Source organism: Pseudarthrobacter phenanthrenivorans (assembly GCF_000813845.1).
GTDB lineage: Bacteria > Actinomycetota > Actinomycetes > Actinomycetales > Micrococcaceae > Arthrobacter > Arthrobacter phenanthrenivorans_B.
Window position 1 is genome coordinate 61,265 of record NZ_JWTB01000010.1, and the last position, 20,011, is coordinate 81,275.

The 20,011-nt window shown below is 67.0% G+C and carries 19 protein-coding genes; 14 read left to right on the forward strand and 5 right to left on the reverse strand.

Annotation, left to right across the window (positions count from 1 at the left end; all coding sequences use genetic code 11):
- The first annotated feature begins 226 nt into the window (after positions 1-226).
- The 4 genes from RM50_RS05170 to RM50_RS05185 all read left to right on the forward strand — a co-directional run bounded on the left by RM50_RS05170 (position 227) and on the right by RM50_RS05185 (position 4,610).
- Complete coding sequence (locus RM50_RS05170) at positions 227-1,837, forward strand: S1C family serine protease (protein ID WP_043450650.1); 1,611 nt, start codon at positions 227-229, stop codon at positions 1,835-1,837.
- A gap of 236 nt (positions 1,838-2,073) precedes the next feature.
- Complete coding sequence (locus tag RM50_RS05175; RefSeq protein WP_043450652.1) at positions 2,074-2,865, forward strand: electron transfer flavoprotein subunit beta/FixA family protein; 792 nt, start codon at positions 2,074-2,076, stop codon at positions 2,863-2,865.
- Positions 2,866-2,878: 13 nt separating this feature from the next.
- Positions 2,879-3,826 carry an electron transfer flavoprotein subunit alpha/FixB family protein gene (locus RM50_RS05180; RefSeq protein WP_043450653.1) on the forward strand — a complete coding sequence of 316 codons (948 nt, stop codon included), beginning with the start codon at positions 2,879-2,881 and terminating at the stop codon, positions 3,824-3,826.
- A 4-nt stretch (positions 3,827-3,830) separates the two neighbouring features.
- The gene (locus RM50_RS05185; protein ID WP_043450654.1) at positions 3,831-4,610 is read left to right on the forward strand and encodes a PIG-L deacetylase family protein; all 780 of its coding nucleotides are present in this window, start codon (positions 3,831-3,833) and stop codon (positions 4,608-4,610) included.
- A 75-nt stretch (positions 4,611-4,685) separates the two neighbouring features.
- Here the strand turns inward: RM50_RS05185 and RM50_RS05190 are convergent, their stop codons facing one another.
- The 4 genes from RM50_RS05190 to RM50_RS05205 form a co-directional block, all read right to left on the reverse strand.
- Complete coding sequence (locus RM50_RS05190; protein WP_043450656.1) at positions 4,686-5,567, reverse strand: anti-sigma factor; 882 nt, start codon at positions 5,565-5,567, stop codon at positions 4,686-4,688.
- Position 5,568: 1 nt separating this feature from the next.
- Positions 5,569-6,177 carry a sigma-70 family RNA polymerase sigma factor gene (locus tag RM50_RS05195; RefSeq protein ID WP_043450657.1) on the reverse strand — a complete coding sequence of 203 codons (609 nt, stop codon included), beginning with the start codon at positions 6,175-6,177 and terminating at the stop codon, positions 5,569-5,571.
- A 219-nt stretch (positions 6,178-6,396) separates the two neighbouring features.
- Positions 6,397-6,864 (reverse strand): tRNA (cytidine(34)-2'-O)-methyltransferase, encoded by a 468-nt coding sequence (locus RM50_RS05200; protein ID WP_043450658.1) that lies wholly within the window; start codon positions 6,862-6,864, stop codon positions 6,397-6,399.
- 22 nt (positions 6,865-6,886) lie between these two features.
- Positions 6,887-7,834: a J domain-containing protein gene (locus RM50_RS05205; RefSeq protein WP_043450660.1), complete on the reverse strand. Its 948-nt coding sequence runs from the start codon at positions 7,832-7,834 to the stop codon at positions 6,887-6,889.
- Positions 7,835-8,054: 220 nt separating this feature from the next.
- Between RM50_RS05205 and RM50_RS05210 the strand changes: the two genes are divergently transcribed.
- Positions 8,055-8,744 (forward strand): hypothetical protein, encoded by a 690-nt coding sequence (locus tag RM50_RS05210; RefSeq protein ID WP_043450661.1) that lies wholly within the window; start codon positions 8,055-8,057, stop codon positions 8,742-8,744.
- Positions 8,745-8,856: 112 nt separating this feature from the next.
- Here the strand turns inward: RM50_RS05210 and RM50_RS05215 are convergent, their stop codons facing one another.
- Positions 8,857-9,279 carry a DoxX family membrane protein gene (locus RM50_RS05215; RefSeq protein WP_043450662.1) on the reverse strand — a complete coding sequence of 141 codons (423 nt, stop codon included), beginning with the start codon at positions 9,277-9,279 and terminating at the stop codon, positions 8,857-8,859.
- An 87-nt stretch (positions 9,280-9,366) separates the two neighbouring features.
- Here RM50_RS05215 and RM50_RS05220 point away from each other — a divergent pair, with 87 nt between their 5' ends.
- The 9 genes from RM50_RS05220 to RM50_RS05260 all read left to right on the forward strand — a co-directional run bounded on the left by RM50_RS05220 (position 9,367) and on the right by RM50_RS05260 (position 20,001).
- Positions 9,367-10,032, forward strand: a complete 666-nt coding sequence (locus RM50_RS05220; protein ID WP_043450663.1) for a helix-turn-helix transcriptional regulator — start codon at positions 9,367-9,369, stop codon at positions 10,030-10,032.
- Positions 10,033-10,077: 45 nt separating this feature from the next.
- A complete protein-coding gene (locus RM50_RS05225; RefSeq protein WP_043450665.1) occupies positions 10,078-11,307 on the forward strand; it encodes a cysteine desulfurase family protein in 1,230 nt (409 codons plus the stop codon).
- A gap of 122 nt (positions 11,308-11,429) precedes the next feature.
- On the forward strand, positions 11,430-12,563 hold the full coding sequence (gene mnmA, locus RM50_RS05230) for a tRNA 2-thiouridine(34) synthase MnmA (RefSeq protein WP_082006986.1): 1,134 nt from the start codon (positions 11,430-11,432) through the stop codon (positions 12,561-12,563).
- A gap of 253 nt (positions 12,564-12,816) precedes the next feature.
- Entirely contained in the window at positions 12,817-14,457 is a 1,641-nt protein-coding gene (locus tag RM50_RS05235) for an ABC transporter substrate-binding protein (RefSeq protein ID WP_043450668.1), read from the forward strand.
- Between the two features lie 127 nt (positions 14,458-14,584).
- On the forward strand, positions 14,585-15,676 hold the full coding sequence (locus RM50_RS05240) for an ABC transporter permease (protein WP_043450670.1): 1,092 nt from the start codon (positions 14,585-14,587) through the stop codon (positions 15,674-15,676).
- Between the two features lies 1 nt (position 15,677).
- The gene (locus RM50_RS05245) at positions 15,678-16,691 is read left to right on the forward strand and encodes an ABC transporter permease (RefSeq protein ID WP_043450672.1); all 1,014 of its coding nucleotides are present in this window, start codon (positions 15,678-15,680) and stop codon (positions 16,689-16,691) included.
- Entirely contained in the window at positions 16,688-18,403 is a 1,716-nt protein-coding gene (locus RM50_RS05250) for an ABC transporter ATP-binding protein (protein ID WP_043450673.1), read from the forward strand. The genes RM50_RS05245 and RM50_RS05250 overlap by 4 nt, the downstream gene beginning before the upstream one ends.
- Before the next feature lie 102 nt (positions 18,404-18,505).
- A complete protein-coding gene (locus RM50_RS05255) occupies positions 18,506-18,913 on the forward strand; it encodes a chorismate mutase (protein WP_043450675.1) in 408 nt (135 codons plus the stop codon).
- A gap of 95 nt (positions 18,914-19,008) precedes the next feature.
- Complete coding sequence (locus tag RM50_RS05260; RefSeq protein WP_052259983.1) at positions 19,009-20,001, forward strand: hypothetical protein; 993 nt, start codon at positions 19,009-19,011, stop codon at positions 19,999-20,001.
- Positions 20,002-20,011 lie beyond the last annotated feature (10 nt).

Genomic DNA, 20,011 nt, shown 5'->3' on the forward strand with positions numbered 1-20,011 from the left:
GCAGCGCCCCCACGCTTGGTGTGAAGCCGCAGGTCGCTGTGGCAATTCATCTTGATTCTATGGTGCACCCCACGGGCCGTCCACGGCGCCGAATATGCCCCCAGCGAAACGGTCCGCCCGGCGCCCCGGCGTTCCCAAAGCGTTCAGGAAGCTCTCAGCAAACATCCGAGCTTGTTCCAGCGGGACCGGTCATAGTTAAAGGCAGACGAGGATGAAAGGAAGTCCCATGACTGAGAATCAAACCCCAGGACCGGTCCCGGAGGACAACCACGCGGGCAGCCGGAACCCCTGGCAGCAGCAGGACCCGCAGCAGCCCGGAGACCGCCAGGCGGCATCTCAGTTTGGGAACGGCGTCCGCAGCCCGGAACAGGGACGCGGCGGCACTGCCGGCGACCAGCCACACAACCCCACGGAGCGGCTGGACCGCCCGCAGCCCCATGACCAGGACCATACCCGGGAAATGCCGGGCTCCCCGCGTCCCGAGTATCCGCAGCGCCAGCCGTTCTACGGCCAGTCCGGGAACTACGGCCAGCAGCACCAGAACGGCCAATCCATCTACGGCGGTGCCGGCCACGGCACCCCCACCGGCAACGTCGGCCTGGCCCCCAACCCCAAGGATGCGCCGCGCCGGAAGGCAAGCTTCGGCGTCGGAACCCTGGTGGCGAGCATCCTGGCAGCAGGCCTGGTGGGCGGCGGAGTGGCAACCGTTGGCGCCGGCGAACTGTTCGGGAACACCGGGTCCAGCGCATCCACCGTGGGCAGCAACAGCCAGCCGGGCACGGTCATCGTCAACAACAAGGACGACGTCAATTCAATCACCGCGGCCGCCGTGAAGGCTTCGCCGAGCGTCGTGACCATCAGCGCCACCAGCGGCAGCTCCGGCGGTACGGGCTCAGGCATTGTCCTCGATGACCAGGGACACATCCTGACCAACACGCACGTGGTGACCCTCGACGGCCAGACCGCCAACGCCACCCTTGAAATCCGCACCAGCGACGGAAAGGTCCTGCCCGCAAAACTGGTGGGCACCGACCCGTTGTCAGACCTCGCGGTCATCAAGGTGGACGACACCTCGGGCCTGACCCCTGCCACCCTTGGAGACTCCTCCAAGCTCAACGTCGGGGATACAGCCATCGCCATCGGGTCCCCGCTGGGCCTCACCGGTACGGTCACCGACGGCATCGTCTCCACCCTCAACAGGACCATCAGCGTGGCCTCCTCCGCCGCGCCGAAGGGCGGCGACAACAGCCAGGGCGGTGACCAGGGCTTCCAGTTCGCCCCTCCCGGCGGCGGGCAGAGCCAGCAGAACACGGGCGAGGGGTCCATCGCCATCAACGTGATCCAGACTGACGCGGCCATCAACCCCGGCAACTCCGGCGGCGCCCTGGTGAACACCAAGGGCGAGATCATCGGCGTCAACGTTGCGATCGCTTCCGCCGGTTCCGGGACATCAACGTCGCAGAGCGGCAACATCGGCGTCGGCTTCAGTATCCCCATCAACAACGCCAAACGGGTGGCCCAGGAACTGATCAACAGCGGCAAGGCCTCGCACGGCCAGCTGGGCGTCAGCGTCAAGGCCAAGGCCTCGTCGGGAGCCTCCTCCGAGTTCTCGGTGGGCGCCGACGTGGCGACGGTTGACCCCAACTCTGCTGCCGGAAAAGCTGGAATCAAGGTCGGTGACGTCATCACCAAGTTCAACGACCTCACCATCGGCGAACCCAACCAGCTGACCGCTGCCGTCCGCGAACAGCCCGCAGGCTCCAGCGTCAAGATCACGGTGCAGCGCGGCGGCAAGGAGCAGACCTTCGACGTCACGCTGGGTGCCGCTGCCAGCTGACGCGACCGGACAAGCAGCCTGCAACGCTTGACGACGGCGGTGTCCCCACCCAAGGGGGCACCGCCGTCGTCACGCATTCCGGGCGGCCCTGAAACAGGCGTTAACGGAAGAGGGCGCAGGCGCTCGCCGATATGGTTAGCTAGGAGCTACCCGCCTGCCGGGCATTCCGCGGCCATGCCCACCCGGCTGGCTGTCCACAAGCATGGAAGGCTGCTGTAAACACAGTGGAAGAGACATTGAAGATCGTAGTCCTGGTCAAACATGTACCGGACGCCCAGTTCGACCGCCACCTCAACGGCGAGGGCCATACCACGGACCGCGACGAGAGCATTCTGTCCGAGCTTGACGAATACGCCCTGGAGGCTGCCCTCCAGCTGGCAGAGGCACGGGGCGGAGGCAAGGCGGGCAACCAGGTCATCGCCCTCAGCATGGGCCCCGCCGGCGCCGTGAACGCCGTGAAGAAGTCGCTGCAGATGGGGGCCACCGAGGGAGTCCACCTGACCGACGACGCCCTGGCCGGTTCGGACGCCGCGGCCACCTCCCTGGCCCTTGCGGCAGCCGTCCGGCACCTGGGGGATGTGGACCTGGTCATCACCGGCATGGCGTCCACGGATGGTGAAACCTCGCTCGTCCCCGCGCAGCTGGCGGAGCGGCTGGGACTGCCGCAGGTGACCTTCGCTTCCACCCTGCAGGTGGACGGCGGCCGGCTGACGGCCCGCCGCGACGCCGATACTTACTCGGAGACGGTGGAGGCCCCGCTGCCCGCCGTTGTGTCCGTCACGGACCAGATCAACGAGCCCCGGTACCCCAATTTCAAGGGCATCATTGCTGCCAAGCGGAAGAGCATCACCACCCTGTCGCTGGCCGACATCGGTGTGGACCCTTCCCACGTGGGCTTCGCCGGTTCCTGGACCACCGTGACCAGCGCGGAACAGCGACCGCCCAGGACTGCAGGCACCATCATCACCGACGAAGGCGACGCAGGCATCAAGCTGGTTGACTTCCTGGCCGCCCAGAAGCTGCTCTAAGAGGGACACCGACATGGCAAAAGTACTCGTATTCATCGACAACCCCGGCGCAGCACTGAAGAAGAGCAGCCTGGAGCTGCTGACACTGGCCCGTTCCCTGGGCGAGAGCACCGTCGCCCTTAACGGGGACCTGTCCGACGCCGTCGCGGCCACCTTCGCCGAGTACGGAGTGGCCGGCATCCTGCGTCCGTCGGGCCAGGACCTGGATGACTTCCTGGTGGCGCCGAAGGCAGCCTACCTGGCCGCAGCGGCGGAAAGCACCGGCGCCGGCATCGTGCTGCTGGACAACTCACCGGAGGGCAAGGAAATCGCCGCGCGGCTGGGCATCCGGTTGAATGCCGGCGTCATCACCGATGTCGTCGCGGTGGACGCGGACGGCACGGCGCACAAGTCCGTCCTGGCCGGCTCCTACACCACGTCCTGCAAGGCCACGACGCCGGTTTCCGTGCTGACCCTCAAGGCCAACAACATCACCCCGGAACCTGCTCCGGCAGCCAGCACCCCGGCGACCGGCACCGTGGAGGTCCCCGCCGTGGCCGCGGCGGCCCGCATCACCGCGCGGGAGCAGAAGGTGGCCAGCGGCCGCCCGGACCTGACCGATGCCCGGATCGTCGTGGCCGGCGGACGCGGCATGGACGGCGACTTTGGTCCCGTCGAAGAACTGGCCGATGCCCTCGGCGCAGCGGTCGGCGCGTCCCGCGCCGCCACGGACGCCGGCTGGATCAGCCACGACGCGCAGGTGGGGCAGACCGGCAAGACGGTGTCGCCGCAGCTGTACATCTCCGCAGGCATCTCAGGCGCCATCCAGCAGAAGGCCGGAATGCAGACGTCCAAGGTCATCGTCGCCATCAACAAGGACGCTGAGTCCCCGGTCTTCGAGATCGCGGATTTCGGCATCGTTGGTGACGTCTTTGAGGTCCTGCCGCAGGCCACGGCCGAAATCAAGAAGCGAAAAGGCTGACTCCTTGACAGCCTCCCTCCCGAAGGCACGGAGCCCGTTCAACCCGGAGACGCACCGGGTTGGGCGGGTGCTCTGTTTCGCGGCCCACCCTGACGATATCGATTTTGGCGCCGCGGGCACCGTCGCCGGCTGGACTGCGGCAGGCGTCGAAGTCAGCTACTGCATCATGACTGACGGCGACGCGGGCGGCTTCGACCCCGCGCACCGTGCCGACATCATCGCCATGCGCGACGCCGAACAGCGCCGCGCCGCCGAACTCGTAGGCGTCACCGACATCCACTATCTCCACCAGCGGGACGGGTACCTGGAACCGTCACACGAGGTGATGCGGGACGTGGTGCGCCTGATCCGGAAAATCCGGCCCGACGTCGTCCTTGCCATGCATCCGGAGCGGAACTGGCAGCGGATCCAGAAAAGCCACCCCGACCACCTGGCCGTGGGTGAAGCGGTGACCCGGGCGGTCTATCCGGCGCTGGAAAATCCCTTTGCCTACCCGGAACTGGCAGCGGCAGGCCTGGAAGCCTACAAGCTGCCGTGGCTCTGGCTGTATGCCGGGCCGGAGGAGCGGGAAAACCACTTCGTGGACGTCTCGGGGCACGTGGACGCCAAGCTCGCCGCCATCCACGTGCATGTCAGCCAGCACCCGGATGTTGCCGCCATGGAGGCCACCGTCCGCCAGGGGATGCAGGTTAACGCCGCCCGGGCCGGCCTGCCCGCGGGCCGCTCCGCGGAAGCCTTCCATGTGGTGGCAGTCAATGGACCCGGCACTATCGCCGGTTTCTAGGTCAACGGCCTTCGACAGCAAAGGCGCGCCCCGGTTCCTTCAACAGGAACCGGGGCGCGCCTTTCACGTGCGTCGTCAGGCGCCGAGCGGAGCCGCGGCCACGGTGGGCAGGGTGGGCGACGTGGAGCCGCCGGCCGGCTCAACCGTGATCCCGAGGGCGGCAGCCGAGTGGATGCCCTGGACCACTGCGGGCTTGGACAGGGCCTGTTCGTCCATCAGCCCTTGCGATACCGGCGCCGACCCGTCCTTGGGGATCAGCCACATCTGGTACACCTTGCCCGCCGGGGGAGCGGGTACGCCGCTCATCTTCACCACCACCGAGTCCTTGGACTCGGAAATCAGCACGGTGGCCTTTCCGCCGCCGGCCACGTTCACGGATGCCTCCCGCAGGTCCGAGGCGCGGGCCACCATGTTGACGGGATCGTTCTGGTCGGCAAGGTAGGCGCCAACGCCCACACCGCCGAGCGCTATGGCTGCGGCGGCCGCCACGCCCACCAGCCAACGCCGGGCACCGGACGGTCCACGCCGTTCCTCCCGGCGTTTCCGGGCCTGCGCCAGCTCGTCGAGCGGGCCGGTTCCGCTGTGGAGGCCGGGCTGGAAGCCGGGGCTTCCCGCTGCTGCTGCGGCAGCTCCGCCGTCCTGTCCTGGTTGTGCCGGGAGTTGGGCGGGAAGCTGGGCGACGATCCGGTCGAACAGGTCCGACGGCGGCTCCGCCTCGGCACGGAAGGTGCGGGCGAGCGCCTCCCGTGACTGCCGCACCCGTTCCAGGAAGGCCAGCCGCTCCGCTTCCGGAGCTGAGGAGATGTAGTGGTCGATGGCATCGCGTTCCTGGTCCGTCACCGCGTCAAGGGCGTAAAGTTCCGCGAGGTCGACGGCCCGTCCTGACGCGAGGTCCATGGCGACGGTGTCGCCGAAGGCGCTGGAACGTCCGTTGTGTCCGTGGTCCGTGCCGCTCATCTCAACTCACCCCCAAACAGGTCTTCAATCGGATCAGTCCATCGCGGATGCGGGACTTGATAGTGGGCACTGCTGCATTCAGGCGTTCCGCGACCTCCCGGTAGGTGAGGCCGCCGTAGTAGGCCAGGCGAACGGATTCCTGCTGGGTTTCGGTCAGCGTCCCCAGGCAGCGGACCACCGCCTCAGCCTCAAGCCGGCTGCCGACTTCATCTGACACGCTGTCGTGGTCGATGTCCTGCGTGCTCGCCCCGTACCGTGCCTCCCTGTCGGTGGAGGACTGCGAGGAGCGGACCTTGTCCACCGCCCGCCGGTGCGAGATGGTCATCAGCCAGGAGAGCGGGCTGCCCGCCTGCGGATCGAACTTGGCCGCGTTTTGCCAGACCTGCAGGAAGACTTCCTGGGTGGTGTCCTCGCTGAGCTCGGGATCGATCAGGACCCGCCGTGCCATGCCAAAGACCCTGCGGGACGTCAGCTGGTAGAACTCGGCAAAGGCCGCCTGGTCCCCGCGGGCAATGCGCGCCAGCAGGACCGAGAGGCGCTGGCTGAGGTCTGCAGGTGGGTCAGTCACCGCGGCCGAGCCTTCTGAATTGGGCGCGTTGGGAGTTTCCATTACGTCCAAGCATAAGTCTCTGTGCGGCGAATCCTCAGCAGTGCCGTGCCGGCTGCGGCTGTCCTGCCTGGATCCTGCCTCCAGTAGTGTCACCTGCAGCTCCTTGCTCCGCTCGAATGTCTTCAAAAGGCATTCGGGGCCGGACGCCCGGCGGATGGGAAGAAGGCAAATCTATTTGCCGGGACGGCGGAAGGCCGCCGCAGCCGGGTGCCGGCCGCCTTAGAGCTTGGCGCCGGCGAATCCCTGCTGGCGCCACGCCTCGTACACGGCGATGGAGGCTGCGTTGGCGAGGTTCAGGGAACGCAGGGCGGGCAGCATGGGCAGGCGGACGGTGGCGGTGACGTGGGGGTCGTCCTTGAGCTCCGCCGGCAGGCCCACCGATTCGCGGCCGAACATCAGGACGTCGCCGGGCCGGTAGCTGATGTCGGTGTAGCTGGTGCTGCCGTCGGAGGTGAAGGCATAGACGCGCTCCGGCTGGAGGTGCTCCCAGGCGTCCTCAATGCTCTTATGCACGGTGACCACGGCGAGGTCGTGGTAGTCGAGCCCCGCCCGGCGCAGCTTGGCATCGGAAAAGTCGAATCCCAGGGGTTCCACGAGGTGCAGTTCAGCGCCGGTGATGGCGGCAAGGCGGATGGCGTTTCCGGTATTGCCGGGGATTTCTGGGGCATGGAAGAGGATGCGGAACACCACCCCATCCTAGCCACCGCCGTCAGTGCATGCCGCGCAGCAGCCTGGCAAGGACGGGGACGTTCACGGTATTGGGTGCGGGTCCCGAGGCCAAAAATTCCTTCAGCCCCCGCACCATCCCCGCGGCGTTGACGATCTGCACCGTTTCCAGGGCGCCCGCGGGCCGGCGGTGGTGGTCGATCACGGGTTCATGGAGATTTCCGTCCGGGCTGTGCACCACGGTCCACCCGGTGACGTTGAGCTCGGGGAAGATCTCCTGCATGGCCCACACCACCCGGGCAAGCTGCGGAGGCGCCACCGAGCGCCCTCCGTGGTTGAGGGTCCGGCCGTCCCAGGCGTAGGCGCCTTTCGGCAGGAGCATGGAGTTCACGAGGGCCAGCCGGTAACCGGCCAGGACCGCGTGGTCGATGTGGCTGTTATCCGCCGGCGATTGCAGCCCATTGATGAGCCGCGCCGCCGGAATGGCGGGCAGTACCTGGCGCGTCAGCAGCTGGACCGTGCGCATCTCGCGCTGGATCCGCGCTTCAGCACCGAAGATCCCCCGTTTCCTCGGCATGCCGTGCACCTGCTGCCGGGCCTGGCCGAATGGGATGAGGGGAACTGCGGTGCCGCCTTCGCCGTAGGGCGGGACGTAGACCGGCGGGTCGCCTGCCGTGTTCCGGCTGTTGCCCGGCCGGCGGACAGTGGCGGACGCCCGGCTACCGGCAGCGGGTGCGTCAAAGTGCGCGCCGCCGTCGGACGCAGAGTCCCGGGACTCACCGGCACCGTAGGTGCGGTCGTAGGCGCGCCGGCGCGCGGGGTCGATCAGCGTCTCGTAGGCAGCCGTCACGCGGCGGAATGTCGCGGCATCACCGCCGTGGTCCGGATGGGCCGTCCGGGCGGCGCGGCGGTATGCCGCCTTGATTTCCTTCTCGGTGGCCGTGACGGCCACGCGAAGGACTTGGTAATGGGAGCTTCTGCCGTCGGTCAACCAATCTTCCTTCTCTTGTTGCGCGGATTCCTGGTTCCGGCGGGGAAAGCAACGTGCCGCCCAGTCTAGCCAGCACGGGCCCGCCGCCGTGGACCCTGCGCCTGCCCTGACAACGATCGTCCCGGGGTCCGCGGTTCCCTGCGACGCCGTGGCCGGCGTCTAGACTCTACGTGCGCGGCTGAACACCGGCCGGCAGGGATGCCATGGAGGAGAGATGCATATGCCGACGACGACGGGCCGGGCCGGCAAGGCAACCAACCGCGGAGTGCAGCTCACCATGGCCGGCGCCCTGGCAATGTTGCTCGGCGGCTGCAGCGTGGACGTCCGGGACCCCTCCGTGCCGGCTGCGCCGCCCAGTACCGCCGCCCTGTCCACGCCGACCATCACCCCGGGGCACGACGCTGCCGCCGTGGCGGCGCAGGACATGCCCTTTGCCGCAGGCGCCACCCTTGCCCCCGGTGTGCCCGTGGGCGTATCCGACGAGCTTAAGGGCGCACCGGGCTGGAAGCTCGAAAAAGACAACGTGGCCGGCGCCAGCCAGTACGCCAAAGCGGATGGCTGCAAAGTTGCCGCCAGGGTCAGTACCGGCCAGGGCCCGCTGGTCCGGGAAGGGGACAGGGAGTCCACCGTTGCCCTCTTCCAGTATCTGGATGCCACCATCCAGCCCTCCTACCTGAAGCCGGAAACCCTGCAGTGGGGCGGCACTGCGGAGAATCCCGGAAAGAGCGTGGAAGTGTTGGCACTGGAGCAGGCGGCTCCAGGCGGAAGGTCCACCGCCATCCTGGCAAGGATGTTTGGCACGGCCGGTTCCTCGGCCTATATATCGGTATCCTGCCCGGATGCGGCAACCCTTGCGTCCGCGCGGGCTGACGTTCGCCATTACCTGCCGTTGCTGCCCCCGTCTGCCTGAGCCCACGGGTTCCCGCCTGCCAGGCTCCGCAGGCCAAAACCGCCGGCGGCTGGAGGGCTCAGCTGCCGGCGGGTCTTGTTGGACGCATCGCCCGCTTGGGATGGTCAAAGCGTCATGCAGTGATCCGGGATGTCCCGATGGACAGCCGGTTCAGGGCCAGCGCGCCCACCAGGAGCCCAAAGTCCCGCAGGGCCACGTCATAGAAGCTTCCCAGCAGCAGGAGGTTGATGATGATCCCGGCCAGCCAGGCGGCCACCAGCAATGAACCGAACTTTGGACGCACGGCCACAGCCACGCCCGCGATGATCTCCACGACTCCCACCACATACATGAAGGTCTGCGGCGGCAGCGGCACCACGGCCGTGGCCTGGGGTGCGAGGTAGACGGTCCAGTCCGTGAGGATGTTCGTGAACTTGTCCAGGCCGAACAGGATGGGTGCAACGGTGAAGACGGTCCGCAACAGTACGAAGGCCTGCCAGGCGGCCGGCGCCGCGGTGGGAGAGTGCTGGGCCCGTACTGCCGATGCTGGTTTCATGGCTTGCTCCTTCTAAAAGTAGGTATGCCAATTTTAGAAAGCAAGCGTTCTATAATCAATAGATCTTGACTTTGGATTGGTGGAACCATGTACCGACTTTCCTGGGCGGACAGGCTTGCGGCCGTTGCGTCCCTGACGGACGCGAAGCGGCTGCAGCTCTTCGAACTGGTTGCAGCATCCCCGCGGCCCGTGGGACGTGACGAAGTGGCCGAGTCTGCGGGCATGGCAAGGAGTACGGCTTCCTTCCACCTCGACAGGCTGGTGCAGGACGGCCTGCTGGCTGTGGAGTTCCACAAACCGGCAGGCAGGGTGGGACCCGGCTCCGGCCGCCCGGCCAAGATGTACCGGACCGTAGGGGGCGAAGTCGGAGCGTCCGTGCCCGACCGGAACTACGACCTCGCCGGCGAATTGATGGCGGCCGCCATCGAAGCGTCGCAGGGGGAGGGGTCTCCCGTGGGGGAGTCCCTGCGCGCCGGCGCGTTTGCCAAGGGCCGGGAACTGGCGGAACGAGCCGGTGGACTGGAGGAGTTCCTGACGGAAGCCGGCTACCAGCCGCAGCCTGATGGTGACGGTGGGTTCCTGCTCACAAACTGCCCCTTCCACCGGCTCTCACGGTCCCACGCGGCGGTGGTCTGCGACATGAATGGCGCCTTCCTCCGGGGCGCAGCCGCCGGGTGCGGCAGTGATGAAGGGTGTGTTGCCGCGGTCTCCGGACCCGGACACTGCTGCGCCAGGATCACGGCGGGACGCTAAGGACCGGCCCCGGTCCGCCGTTCGGCGCCGCGATAGAATTGGAGGATGCCCGCCTACCTCGACCATGCCGCCACCACGCCGCTTTCCGATGCGGCGCTCGCCGCCCTGACACGCGAGTTGGCGCGGACGGGAAACCCCTCCTCACTGCATGGATCGGGACGCCGGGCGCGCCGGGCGGTCGAAGACGCACGGGAGGCGATTGCCTCCGCCGCGGGAGCCCACCCGTCGGAGGTAATCTTCACCTCCGGCGGCACCGAGGCGGACAACCTCGCCGTCAAGGGCCTGTACTGGTCCCGCGTGGCAGAAGACCCGAAGCGGCGCCGCATCCTGTGTTCCGCCGTCGAACACCACGCTGTCCTGGACACCGTTGAATGGCTCGAACGCCACGAGGGCGCCGAGGTGACCTGGCTGCCGGTGGACTCCGGGGGCGTGCTGGACGTCGCCGTCCTGGAAGCCGAGCTTTCCCGCGATCCCGGCACCGTGGCGCTGGTGACCGTCATGTGGGCCAACAACGAGGTCGGCACCATCCAGCCCGTCGCCCGCATTGTTGAGCTGGCCCATGCCGCAGGCGTTCCCGTGCACTCGGACGCCGTCCAGGCCTTCGGGTCGGTTCCAGTGCACTTCAAGGAATCCGGCCTGGACGCCATGTCCATATCCGGCCATAAGATCGGCGGTCCCGTGGGGGTGGGTGCCCTGCTTCTGGGGCGCGCGGTCAAACTGACACCGGTGCAGCATGGCGGCGGGCAGGAGCGCGATGTCCGGTCCGGCACGCTGGACACGGCCTCGATCGCCGCCTTCGCCGCCGCGGCGGAGGCTGCCACGGCTGCACTGCCGGCGGAAGCGGCACGGATTGCTGCCCTTCGCGACCGCCTGATCGACGGCGTGCGCGACCTCATACCCGACGCCGTCCTGCGCGGCGCCCCCGGCGATGGCCGGCTCCCGGGCAATGCCCATTTCACCTTCCCCGGCTGCGAAGGCGATTCGCTGCTGTTCCTTCTCGACCTCGCCGGCGTCGAATCGTCCACAGGATCTGCCTGCACGGCCGGCGTGCCTAGGCCTTCCCATGTGCTCCTGGCCATGGGCCTGGACGAGGAAACCGCCCGTGGCGCCCAGCGGTTCAGCCTGGGGCACGCTTCCACCGAGGCCGACGTCGATGCCCTGCTGAAGGCGCTGCCCGAGGCCTATGCCCGGGCGCGCCAGGCAGGCATGGCGGGACACGAGTCCTCGATCCAGACGGCGGGGACCGTGGGCCGGCCGGGGCGCGGGGGACTGTAGCGCTCCATGCGGTCCGGCGGGCTGATTTGCCTGCCGCCGTAGAATGGATAGGCGAAGATCGTTTTCGCTGCCGGCAGGTCCAGGCCGGCCCCCACATACACCCACGCCAACAGAAAGCCAGCATGCGAGTACTAGCAGCCATGAGCGGCGGAGTTGATTCCGCCGTTGCCGCCGCCCGCGCGGTGGAGGCCGGGCACGACGTCGTCGGCGTCCACCTGGCCCTTTCGCGCATGCCCGGCACCCTGCGCACGGGCAGCCGCGGCTGCTGCACCATCGAGGACTCCAGGGACGCCTGGCGCGCCTGTGACGTGCTGGGGATTCCCTACTACGTATGGGACTTCTCCGAGCGGTTCAAGGAAGACGTCGTCCAGGATTTCATCGACGAATACGCGGCCGGCAGGACCCCCAACCCCTGCATGCGCTGCAACGAGCGCATCAAGTTCGCCGCGCTGCTGGAGAAGGCCATGGCACTGGGCTTCGATGCCGTGTGCACGGGGCACTACGCCAAGGTGATCGAAGACGCCGACGGCAACCGCGAACTGCACCGCGCCGCCGACTGGGCCAAGGACCAGAGCTACGTCCTGGGCGTCCTTACCCACGAACAGCTCAAGCACTCCATGTTCCCGCTGGCAGACACCCCCTCCAAGGCGGAGGTTCGCGCCGAAGCCGAGCGGCGTGGACTCTCCGTTGCCAACAAGCCGGACAGCCATGACATCTGCTTCATTCCCGACGGCGACACCGCGGGCTGGCTTGCCGAAAAGATCGAGATGACCAGCGGTGACATCGTGGACGAGACGGGCGCAAAGGTGGGGGAGCACCCCGGCGCCAACGCTTTCACGGTCGGCCAGCGCCGCGGGCTCAAGCTGGGAACCCCGGCAGCCGACGGCAAGCCCCGTTTCGTCCTGGAGATCCGGCCCAAGGAAAACAAGGTGGTGGTGGGTCCGCAGGCGCTGCTGGCGATTGACGAGATCCGCGGCATCAAGGTTTCCTGGGCGGGCCTTCCCATCGCCGAGGTGGAAACCGGCGCCGAATTCGATTGCTACGCACAGGTCCGGGCCCATGGGGATCCGGTCCCGGCCACCGCCTGGGTGGAGCACGCCCCCGACGCCGCCGCCGGAAGCCAGTTGGTGGTCCGGCTGGTGGCTCCACTCCGGGGCGTGGCGCCCGGGCAGACGGTGGTGTTGTACCAGGGGACGCGCGTGCTGGGCCAGGCAACCATCGATGCTGCCCGCTCGCTTCAGCGCGCCGCGCTCTAAGCTTCCCAATTCCCGCACCGCACCGGCTGTTGCCGGCGCGGTGCTTTGCTGTGCCGCGGAAATCCTGTCCTGCAGGCCGCGCCACCGCAGCAGGGGGCCAATGAGATAAATTTTGTGTTTCAACTCACAGAATTGGCCGTCCTGAGGGCAGACTCTCTGATTGAATCTAGGGATCAGCACTGCGCGCCGGAGGCAAGGGCACATGCACCCCTGTACTCGGCGCGCTCGTACTCATCGGACAGAAAGTTCACAGATGATCAAGAGCACAACTGCCCTGCACCGCGCCATCGCGCTGGCAGGCATCTCCGCCCTGGCCCTGACAGCCTGCACCGGGCCATCGGGTGGCGGCGGCGGAACGTCCACCGGCGGCAGCGCCGGCGGCGGTGCCATTACCTTCGGAACGACCGACAAGGTCGTCACCCTCGACCCCGCCGGCTCCTACGACGCAGGCTCCTTCCTGGTGATGAACCAGGTCTACCCCTTTCTGATGAACTCCAAGCCCGGTTCCGCGGAGGTCAGCCCGGACATTGCGGAGTCGGCCTCCTTCACCGCACCCACCGAGTTCACGGTGAAACTGAAACCCGGCCTGAAATTTGCCAACGGCCATGCGCTGACTGCCTCGGACGTGAAGTTCTCCTACGACCGGGTAGTCAAGATCAACGACCCCAACGGTCCGGCGTCCCTGCTGTCCAACCTCAAGTCGGTTGACGCCAAGGACGACACCACAGTGGTGTTCAACCTCAAGGCCGGCAATGACCAGGTGTTCCCCAGCGTGCTTGGCACCAACACCGGGCCGATCATTGACGAGGAAGTCTTCCCGGCCGACAAAGTCATGAGCGATGAGGACATCGTTGCCGGCAAGCCGTTCGCCGGCCCCTACACCATCGATTCCTACAAGAAGAACGAGCTCGTCAGCCTCAAGAGCAACCCGGACTACAGCGGCCTGCTGGGCAAGCCGGCCAATGACAGCGCTGTCATCAAGTACTACGCAGACTCAAACAACCTGAAGCTGGATGTCCAGGGTGGCAACATCGACGTTGCCGGCCGCAGCCTGACCGCAACCGACGCAGCAGACCTGGACAAGGACTCCAAGGTCAAGGTCTACAAGGGCCCGGGCGGCGAGCTGCGCTACATCGTCTTCAACTTCGACACCATGCCGTACGGCGCCAAGACTCCCGAGGCTAACCCGGCCAAGGCCCTCGCGGTCCGGCAGGCCATGGCTGACATCGTGGACCGCCAGGCCATCTCCGACCAGGTCTACAAGGGCACCTACGTCCCCGCCTACTCGGTGGTTCCGGACGGACTGCCCGGCGCAACCCAGCCGATGAAGGAGCTGTACGGCGACGGCAACGGCAAACCGAGCCTGGACAAGGCCAAGAAGGTCCTGGGCGACGCCGGGATCACCGGTCCGGTCAACGTGAAGCTGCAGTACAACCCGGACCACTACGGCAAGTCCTCCGGCGACGAATACGCCATGGTCAAGGAACAGCTGGAAAAGTCAGGCCTCTTCACGGTGGACCTGCAATCCACCGAATGGGTGACCTACTCCAAGGCGAGGACCGCCGACGCCTACCCCGTCTACCAGCTCGGCTGGTTCCCGGACTACTCGGATGCGGACAACTACCTCACGCCGTTCTTTATCCCGGGCAACTTCCTCAAGAACCACTACGAGAACCCCACGGTTACGGACCTGGTCCAGAAGCAGCTGACCACCCCGGACAAGACCGAGCGGCAGAAGCTGATCGGTGACGTCCAGACGGCGGTGGCCAAGGATCTTTCCACCCTGCCGCTCCTGCAGGGTTCCCAGCTCCTCGTGGCCGGGAAAGACGTCAAGGGCGTCGAAAAGACCCTTGACCCCTCCTTCAAGACACGCCTTGGCGTCCTGTCCAAGTAAGCACTCCACGCCCATCGGGCTCTGACAGGCCGGAGGCGGGACACCGCAACGGTGTCCCGCCTTTTGCCGGTCATCAGCCAGCACCGAGGGGAATGCTGGCTCCCGGTCACCACGAATACAGGTACCGATGACAACTTTGATTGACGCGCCGCCAAATGACGCGGACGGACTCCTTCCCAGCAAGAAAAAGTCGGCAGGGGGAGGGCTGGGCCAGTACATCCTGGTCCGTTTCCTGCTGATCTTCCCCACCATCCTTATCCTCGTCACCATGGTGTTCTTCCTCATGCGGATCACCGGTGACCCCATTACCGCTGCCATGGGCGGCCGGCTGCCCCCCGAGCAGCTGCAGGAACGCATCCATGCGGCCGGCTACGACCGGCCACTGATCGTGCAGTACTTCGAATACCTCGGCCAGCTGGCCACGGGCAACTTCGGCACCACCCTTTCGGACAACCGCAAGGTCACCGAGATGCTCACCACCTACGGCTCCGCCACTCTGGAGCTGGCCATCAACGCGCTCATCGTTGCGTTGCTGGTGGGGATCCCGCTGGGCATGGTCGCCGCGCATCGGCGCGACCACCTGCCGGACGCAGTGCTTCGCATCCTGGCCATCCTGTTCTATGCCACCCCGGTCTTCTTCGCGGGCATGCTGCTCAAACTCGTATTCTCCGTGTGGCTTGGCTGGTTGCCGGTTGCCGGCCGTGCCGGCACCAGGACCGAACTGTCCCTGACCGGTTTGGAGGCCCCCACCGGTATCTACTGGCTGGATGCCCTGCGCAGCGGAAACATGGCAGCACTCAGTGACGTGATGTCGCACGCTGTCCTCCCGGCGGTGGCGTTGGGCTTCCTGACAGCGGGAGTCTTCCTGCGCCTGGTCCGGACCAATGTCATTGGCACGCTCGGCAAGGACTATGTCGAGGCCGGCCGATCCCGTGGCGTCAGCGAGTTCAGGCTCGTCACCAAGCACGCCTACAAACCGGCGCTGATCCCCATCATCACGGTCATGGGCCTGCAGATTGCGGTGCTGCTCGGCGGCGCCGTGCTGACTGAAACGACCTTCGAGTGGAAAGGCCTTGGATTCCAGCTGGCCAATTACCTCACGGCGCGCGACTTCGTAGCCGTCCAGGGCATCGTGGTGCTGCTGGCCGTCATCGTCGCCGTCACCAACTTCATCGTGGACATCATTGCCGCGCTGATCGACCCCCGCGTGAGGTACTGACATGACCGCCAACACGATCGAACCCGTCGCCAACCCCCGGGCACCCCTCTTCCGGCGGCTGCCGGTTGTTTCCCATTTCAACAAGAGCGTCGGCCTGCAGCGCTTCATGCTGGTGGTGGGGCTTGTCCTCACCGGCATCTTCCTGCTCACGGCGTTGGCCGCACCGCTGTTGGCACCCTACGGTTTTGCGCAGCTGTCGGATGCCGACGGCAACTTCCCCACCCAACAGGCGCCCGGCGGAAAGCACCTCCTGGGCACTACCGTGGGCGGTTACGACGTCCTGTCACGGATGATCTGGGGTACCCAGACAGCGCTGCTGGTCATCATCGTGGCCGTTGTCCTGTCCATTTTCGCCGGCGTCATCCTAGGCCTGGTGAGCGGATACATTGGAGGGTGGCTGGACCGCGTCCTCGTCGTCGTGGCCGATGCTGTGTATGCCTTCCCGTCATTGCTGGTGGCCATCGTGATGGCCATCGTCATCAGCGGCGGGCAGTCCAGCCTGCTGGGCGGCATCCTTGCGGCTGCCATTTCCATCACTGTGGTGTTCATCCCGCAGTACTTCCGGGTGATCCGGGCCGAGACGATCAGGCTCAAAGCAGAACCCTTCGTTGAGTCGGCCAAGGTGGTTGGCGCGTCCAACATCCGCATCATGACCCGGCACATCTACCGCAACGCCACCCGCACGCTGCCCCTGATCTTCACCCTCAATGCCTCGGAGGCAATCCTGACCCTGGCAGGGCTGGGCTTCCTGGGCTTCGGCATCGAGCCGAGCTCGGCCGCCGAGTGGGGTTTTGACCTGAACAAGGCCCTGGCCGACACCACGTCGGGCATCTGGTGGACCGGCCTCTTCCCCGGTCTCGCCATCGTGTGGACGGTCCTCGGACTCACCCTGGTGGGCGAAAGCATCAACGACCTGAACGATCCCCGGCTCCGCGGCCGGAAACGCGCGGGCGGCGGCAATTCCCCGGCACCCGTCGACAACGCGGCCATCACCGCAGAAGTGAGGACCCCATGAGCGTCAACATCGACCCGGCACCGGAACCCGCCGGCCAGTCAGGCAAACCGGTTCTCGGTATCGACCACCTTAAGGTCACCTTCGCCAGCGACGCCGGCGACGTCCAGGCAGTAAAGGACGTCAGCCTCGACGTCTGGAAAGGCGAAGTGCTGGCCATCGTGGGGGAGTCCGGTTCGGGGAAGACGGTGACGGCCAAAACGATCCTGGGCCTGCTCCCCGAGACCGCTGTGAGTTCGGGCGCCGTGGTGATCAACGGCGCCAACGTCATCAGCCTCAGTCCAGGCAAACTCCGCCAGATCCGCGGGCGGGATGTCGCCATGGTTTTCCAGGAGCCTTCCACTGCCCTGAACCCCGTGTTTACGGTGGGATGGCAGATCGCCGAAGGCATCCGGGCCCATGCGGCAAGCGAAGGCGGCCGCCGCGTCTCCCGGAAGGACGCCAAGGAGCGGGCCATCGACGCGCTCCGGAAGGTGGGCATCCCCGACCCCGAGCAGCGCGTGAACTACTACCCGCACCAGTTTTCCGGCGGGCAGAAGCAGCGCGTGGTCATTGCAGCGGCTTTGGCACTGAACCCCGGACTGATCGTGGCGGACGAACCCACCACGGCGCTGGACGTCACGGTCCAGGCGGAAATCCTGGAGCTCCTCCGGGACCTGCGGGACAAGTACGGCACGGCCATCGTGCTGATCACGCACAACATGGGCGTCGTGGCCGACCTGGCCGACCGGGTGGTGGTGATGTACCAGGGCGACATCGTGGAGGAAGCCCCGGCGAAAAAGCTCTTCGCTGAACCCCGCCAGGACTACACCCGCAACCTCCTCGCCGCAGTGCCGCACCTGGGCCGGAATTCGGCGTCGGCCGGCCTTACGGAACGGCGCTACCAGGATGAGGAGGTGCTGGTAGCTGCCGACAACCTGGTCATCGAATACCCGGGACGGCTCGGCACCCCGGCCTTCAAAGCCGTGGACGGCGTCAGTTTCACGCTGTCCAGGGGCGAGGTGTTCGGCCTGGTGGGCGAGTCGGGTTCCGGGAAGACAACCATTGGCCGTGCCATCGCGGGCCTCAACCGGACCACCGGTGGCAGCCTCAAGGTGCTCGGGTACGAGATGCTGAACCTGCGCGAACGCACCTTCAAACCCCTGCGCAAGGACATCGGCTTCGTATTCCAGGACCCGGCCGCGTCCTTCAACCCGCAGCTGACCATCGGCGAGTGCATCGCCGAGCCCATGCTGATCCACACCCGGCCCAGCGCTGCCCAGGCCCGCAAACGCGTCGGTGAGCTCCTCGAATCAGTCCAGCTGCCGGCGTCGTACGCGGGACGTTACCCTCACGAACTGTCCGGCGGCCAGCGGCAGCGGGCATCACTGGCGCGGGCTCTGAGCCTGAACCCGCGGCTGCTGATCGCGGACGAGCCGACGTCGGCCCTGGACGTTTCGGTGCAGGCAAAGGTCCTGGAACTGTTTCGGGACATCCAGGAGGAGTTCGGATTCGGCTGCCTCTTCATCAGCCACGACCTGGCGGTTGTGGACATCCTTTCATCGTGGGTGGGCGTGCTGTACAAGGGCAGGCTGGTGGAGCAGGGGATCGGCAGCCAGGTCATGGGCAATCCCCAGCATGACTACACGCGGCGGCTGATCGCCTCCCTGCCGGTGCCGGACCCGGCCGAACAGGCCAAACGCCGGGAAGAGCACCGGGCCTTGCTGGGCATCTGATCCAGGCGGATGTTTCCGGGTGTGAAGCGCCGGTGCCGGCAACGGGCTGGTGCCGGCGCTTCACAGCCGCGGTCATTCCCCCGGCTCCCATAGACTGGAGCCATGACGCAGCACAACCCCAGCTCTCCTGGCTCCGACGATTTCGACCCCTCCGCCAGCTCCCTGGCAGGCCACGTGGACGATTCGGTGATGGCTGAACTGCTGTCCATCCGCTCCAGCATTGACAACATCGATGCCACGCTGGTCTACCTCCTGGCTGAGCGTTTCAAAGCCACACAGAAAGTGGGCTTCCTGAAGGCAACGCACCGGCTCCCCGCCGGCGACCCCGGCCGTGAGGCAGCCCAGATCGCACGGCTGCGGCGGCTCGCCGAGGACGCCCATCTCGACCCCGCCTTCGCCGAGAAGTTCCTCAACTTCATCATCGGCGAGGTCATCCGCCACCACGAGGCCATCGCGGAGGACCACCAGGCATCGTCGGGGCAGCAGCCGCAGACCTCCGCGCTGGCGTGAGCCGGGAACAGCACCACCCGGATCCAGGCGCCGAGCCGGCCGCCAAACCAGGCCCTTCCACGGCAGCCTCACCGCAGGAAGCCACCGCCACCGGATTGGGCCCGTGGCCTGGCGAGGACCCGCTGGAAGCCGCCCGGATCATCCGGGGTGAGCTTGGCAGTCCGCACCTGCCGTTCCTCGCCGAACTGCCGGACCGCGGCGTCGGCTCCGATGCACTGGGACGTACCGCTGCGCTCCTGGAGGAACTCGCGGTGGATGTCCAGCCCTACGGATGGCGGCTCGTCGACCGGCCCGGCAAGGAAATGCGCCGCGCGGCATCGGCGCTGTCCACCGACCTGAATGTCCTCGCGGACGTTGCGGGGGCCGAAGATCTCTCCGCCACAGACCTGAAGGTGCAGTTGGTGGGCCCGCTCAGCCTGGCCGCCGGGCTGCACCTGCACAATGGTGAACGCGCCCTGCTGGACCACGGCGCGCGCCGGGACCTGGCCGCCTCCCTCGCAGCCGGCGTCGGAGGCTATCTCCGCAGGGTTGCCGCCGCCGTTCCCGGCACCCGCCTCGTTGTGCAAGTGGACGAGCCCGACATTGCAGCCGTGCTGGCTGGAACCATTCCCACCGCCAGCGGATACCGCACTCTTCGCGCCGGGGCCGCTTCGGAAGCCCGCGAGTCACTGCGGCTGGTCCTCGAGGCCCTGCGCGCAGCCGGTGCAGCCGAGGTGGTGCTCAGTTTCCCCGAGATCGAGGCGCCGATCGAGCTGGCCCTGGCCGCCGGGGCCGACGGTGTTGCGCTGCCGCTGAAGGCACTGACCAACCGGCAGTGGGAGCAGCTGGCCGGCGCTGTCGAGGCAGGAAAGCAGTTCTGGGCCGGCGTCCTGGACGTGTCGTCAGGACGCCCCTTGCCGAAGGTGGCTGACTGCGTGGACTCCGTGTGGCGCCCCTGGCACCAGCTTGGCCTGCCGGCGTCGCTCCTCGGCTCCATCCGGGTAACGCCCTCAGCCGGACTGGCCGGGCAAACGCCCGCTCAGGCCACCGAGGTCCTGGGCAGGCTCACCCAGGTGGCCGACGGCCTGAACCAGCTGGCGCTCGGTTAGCAGGGCCAGC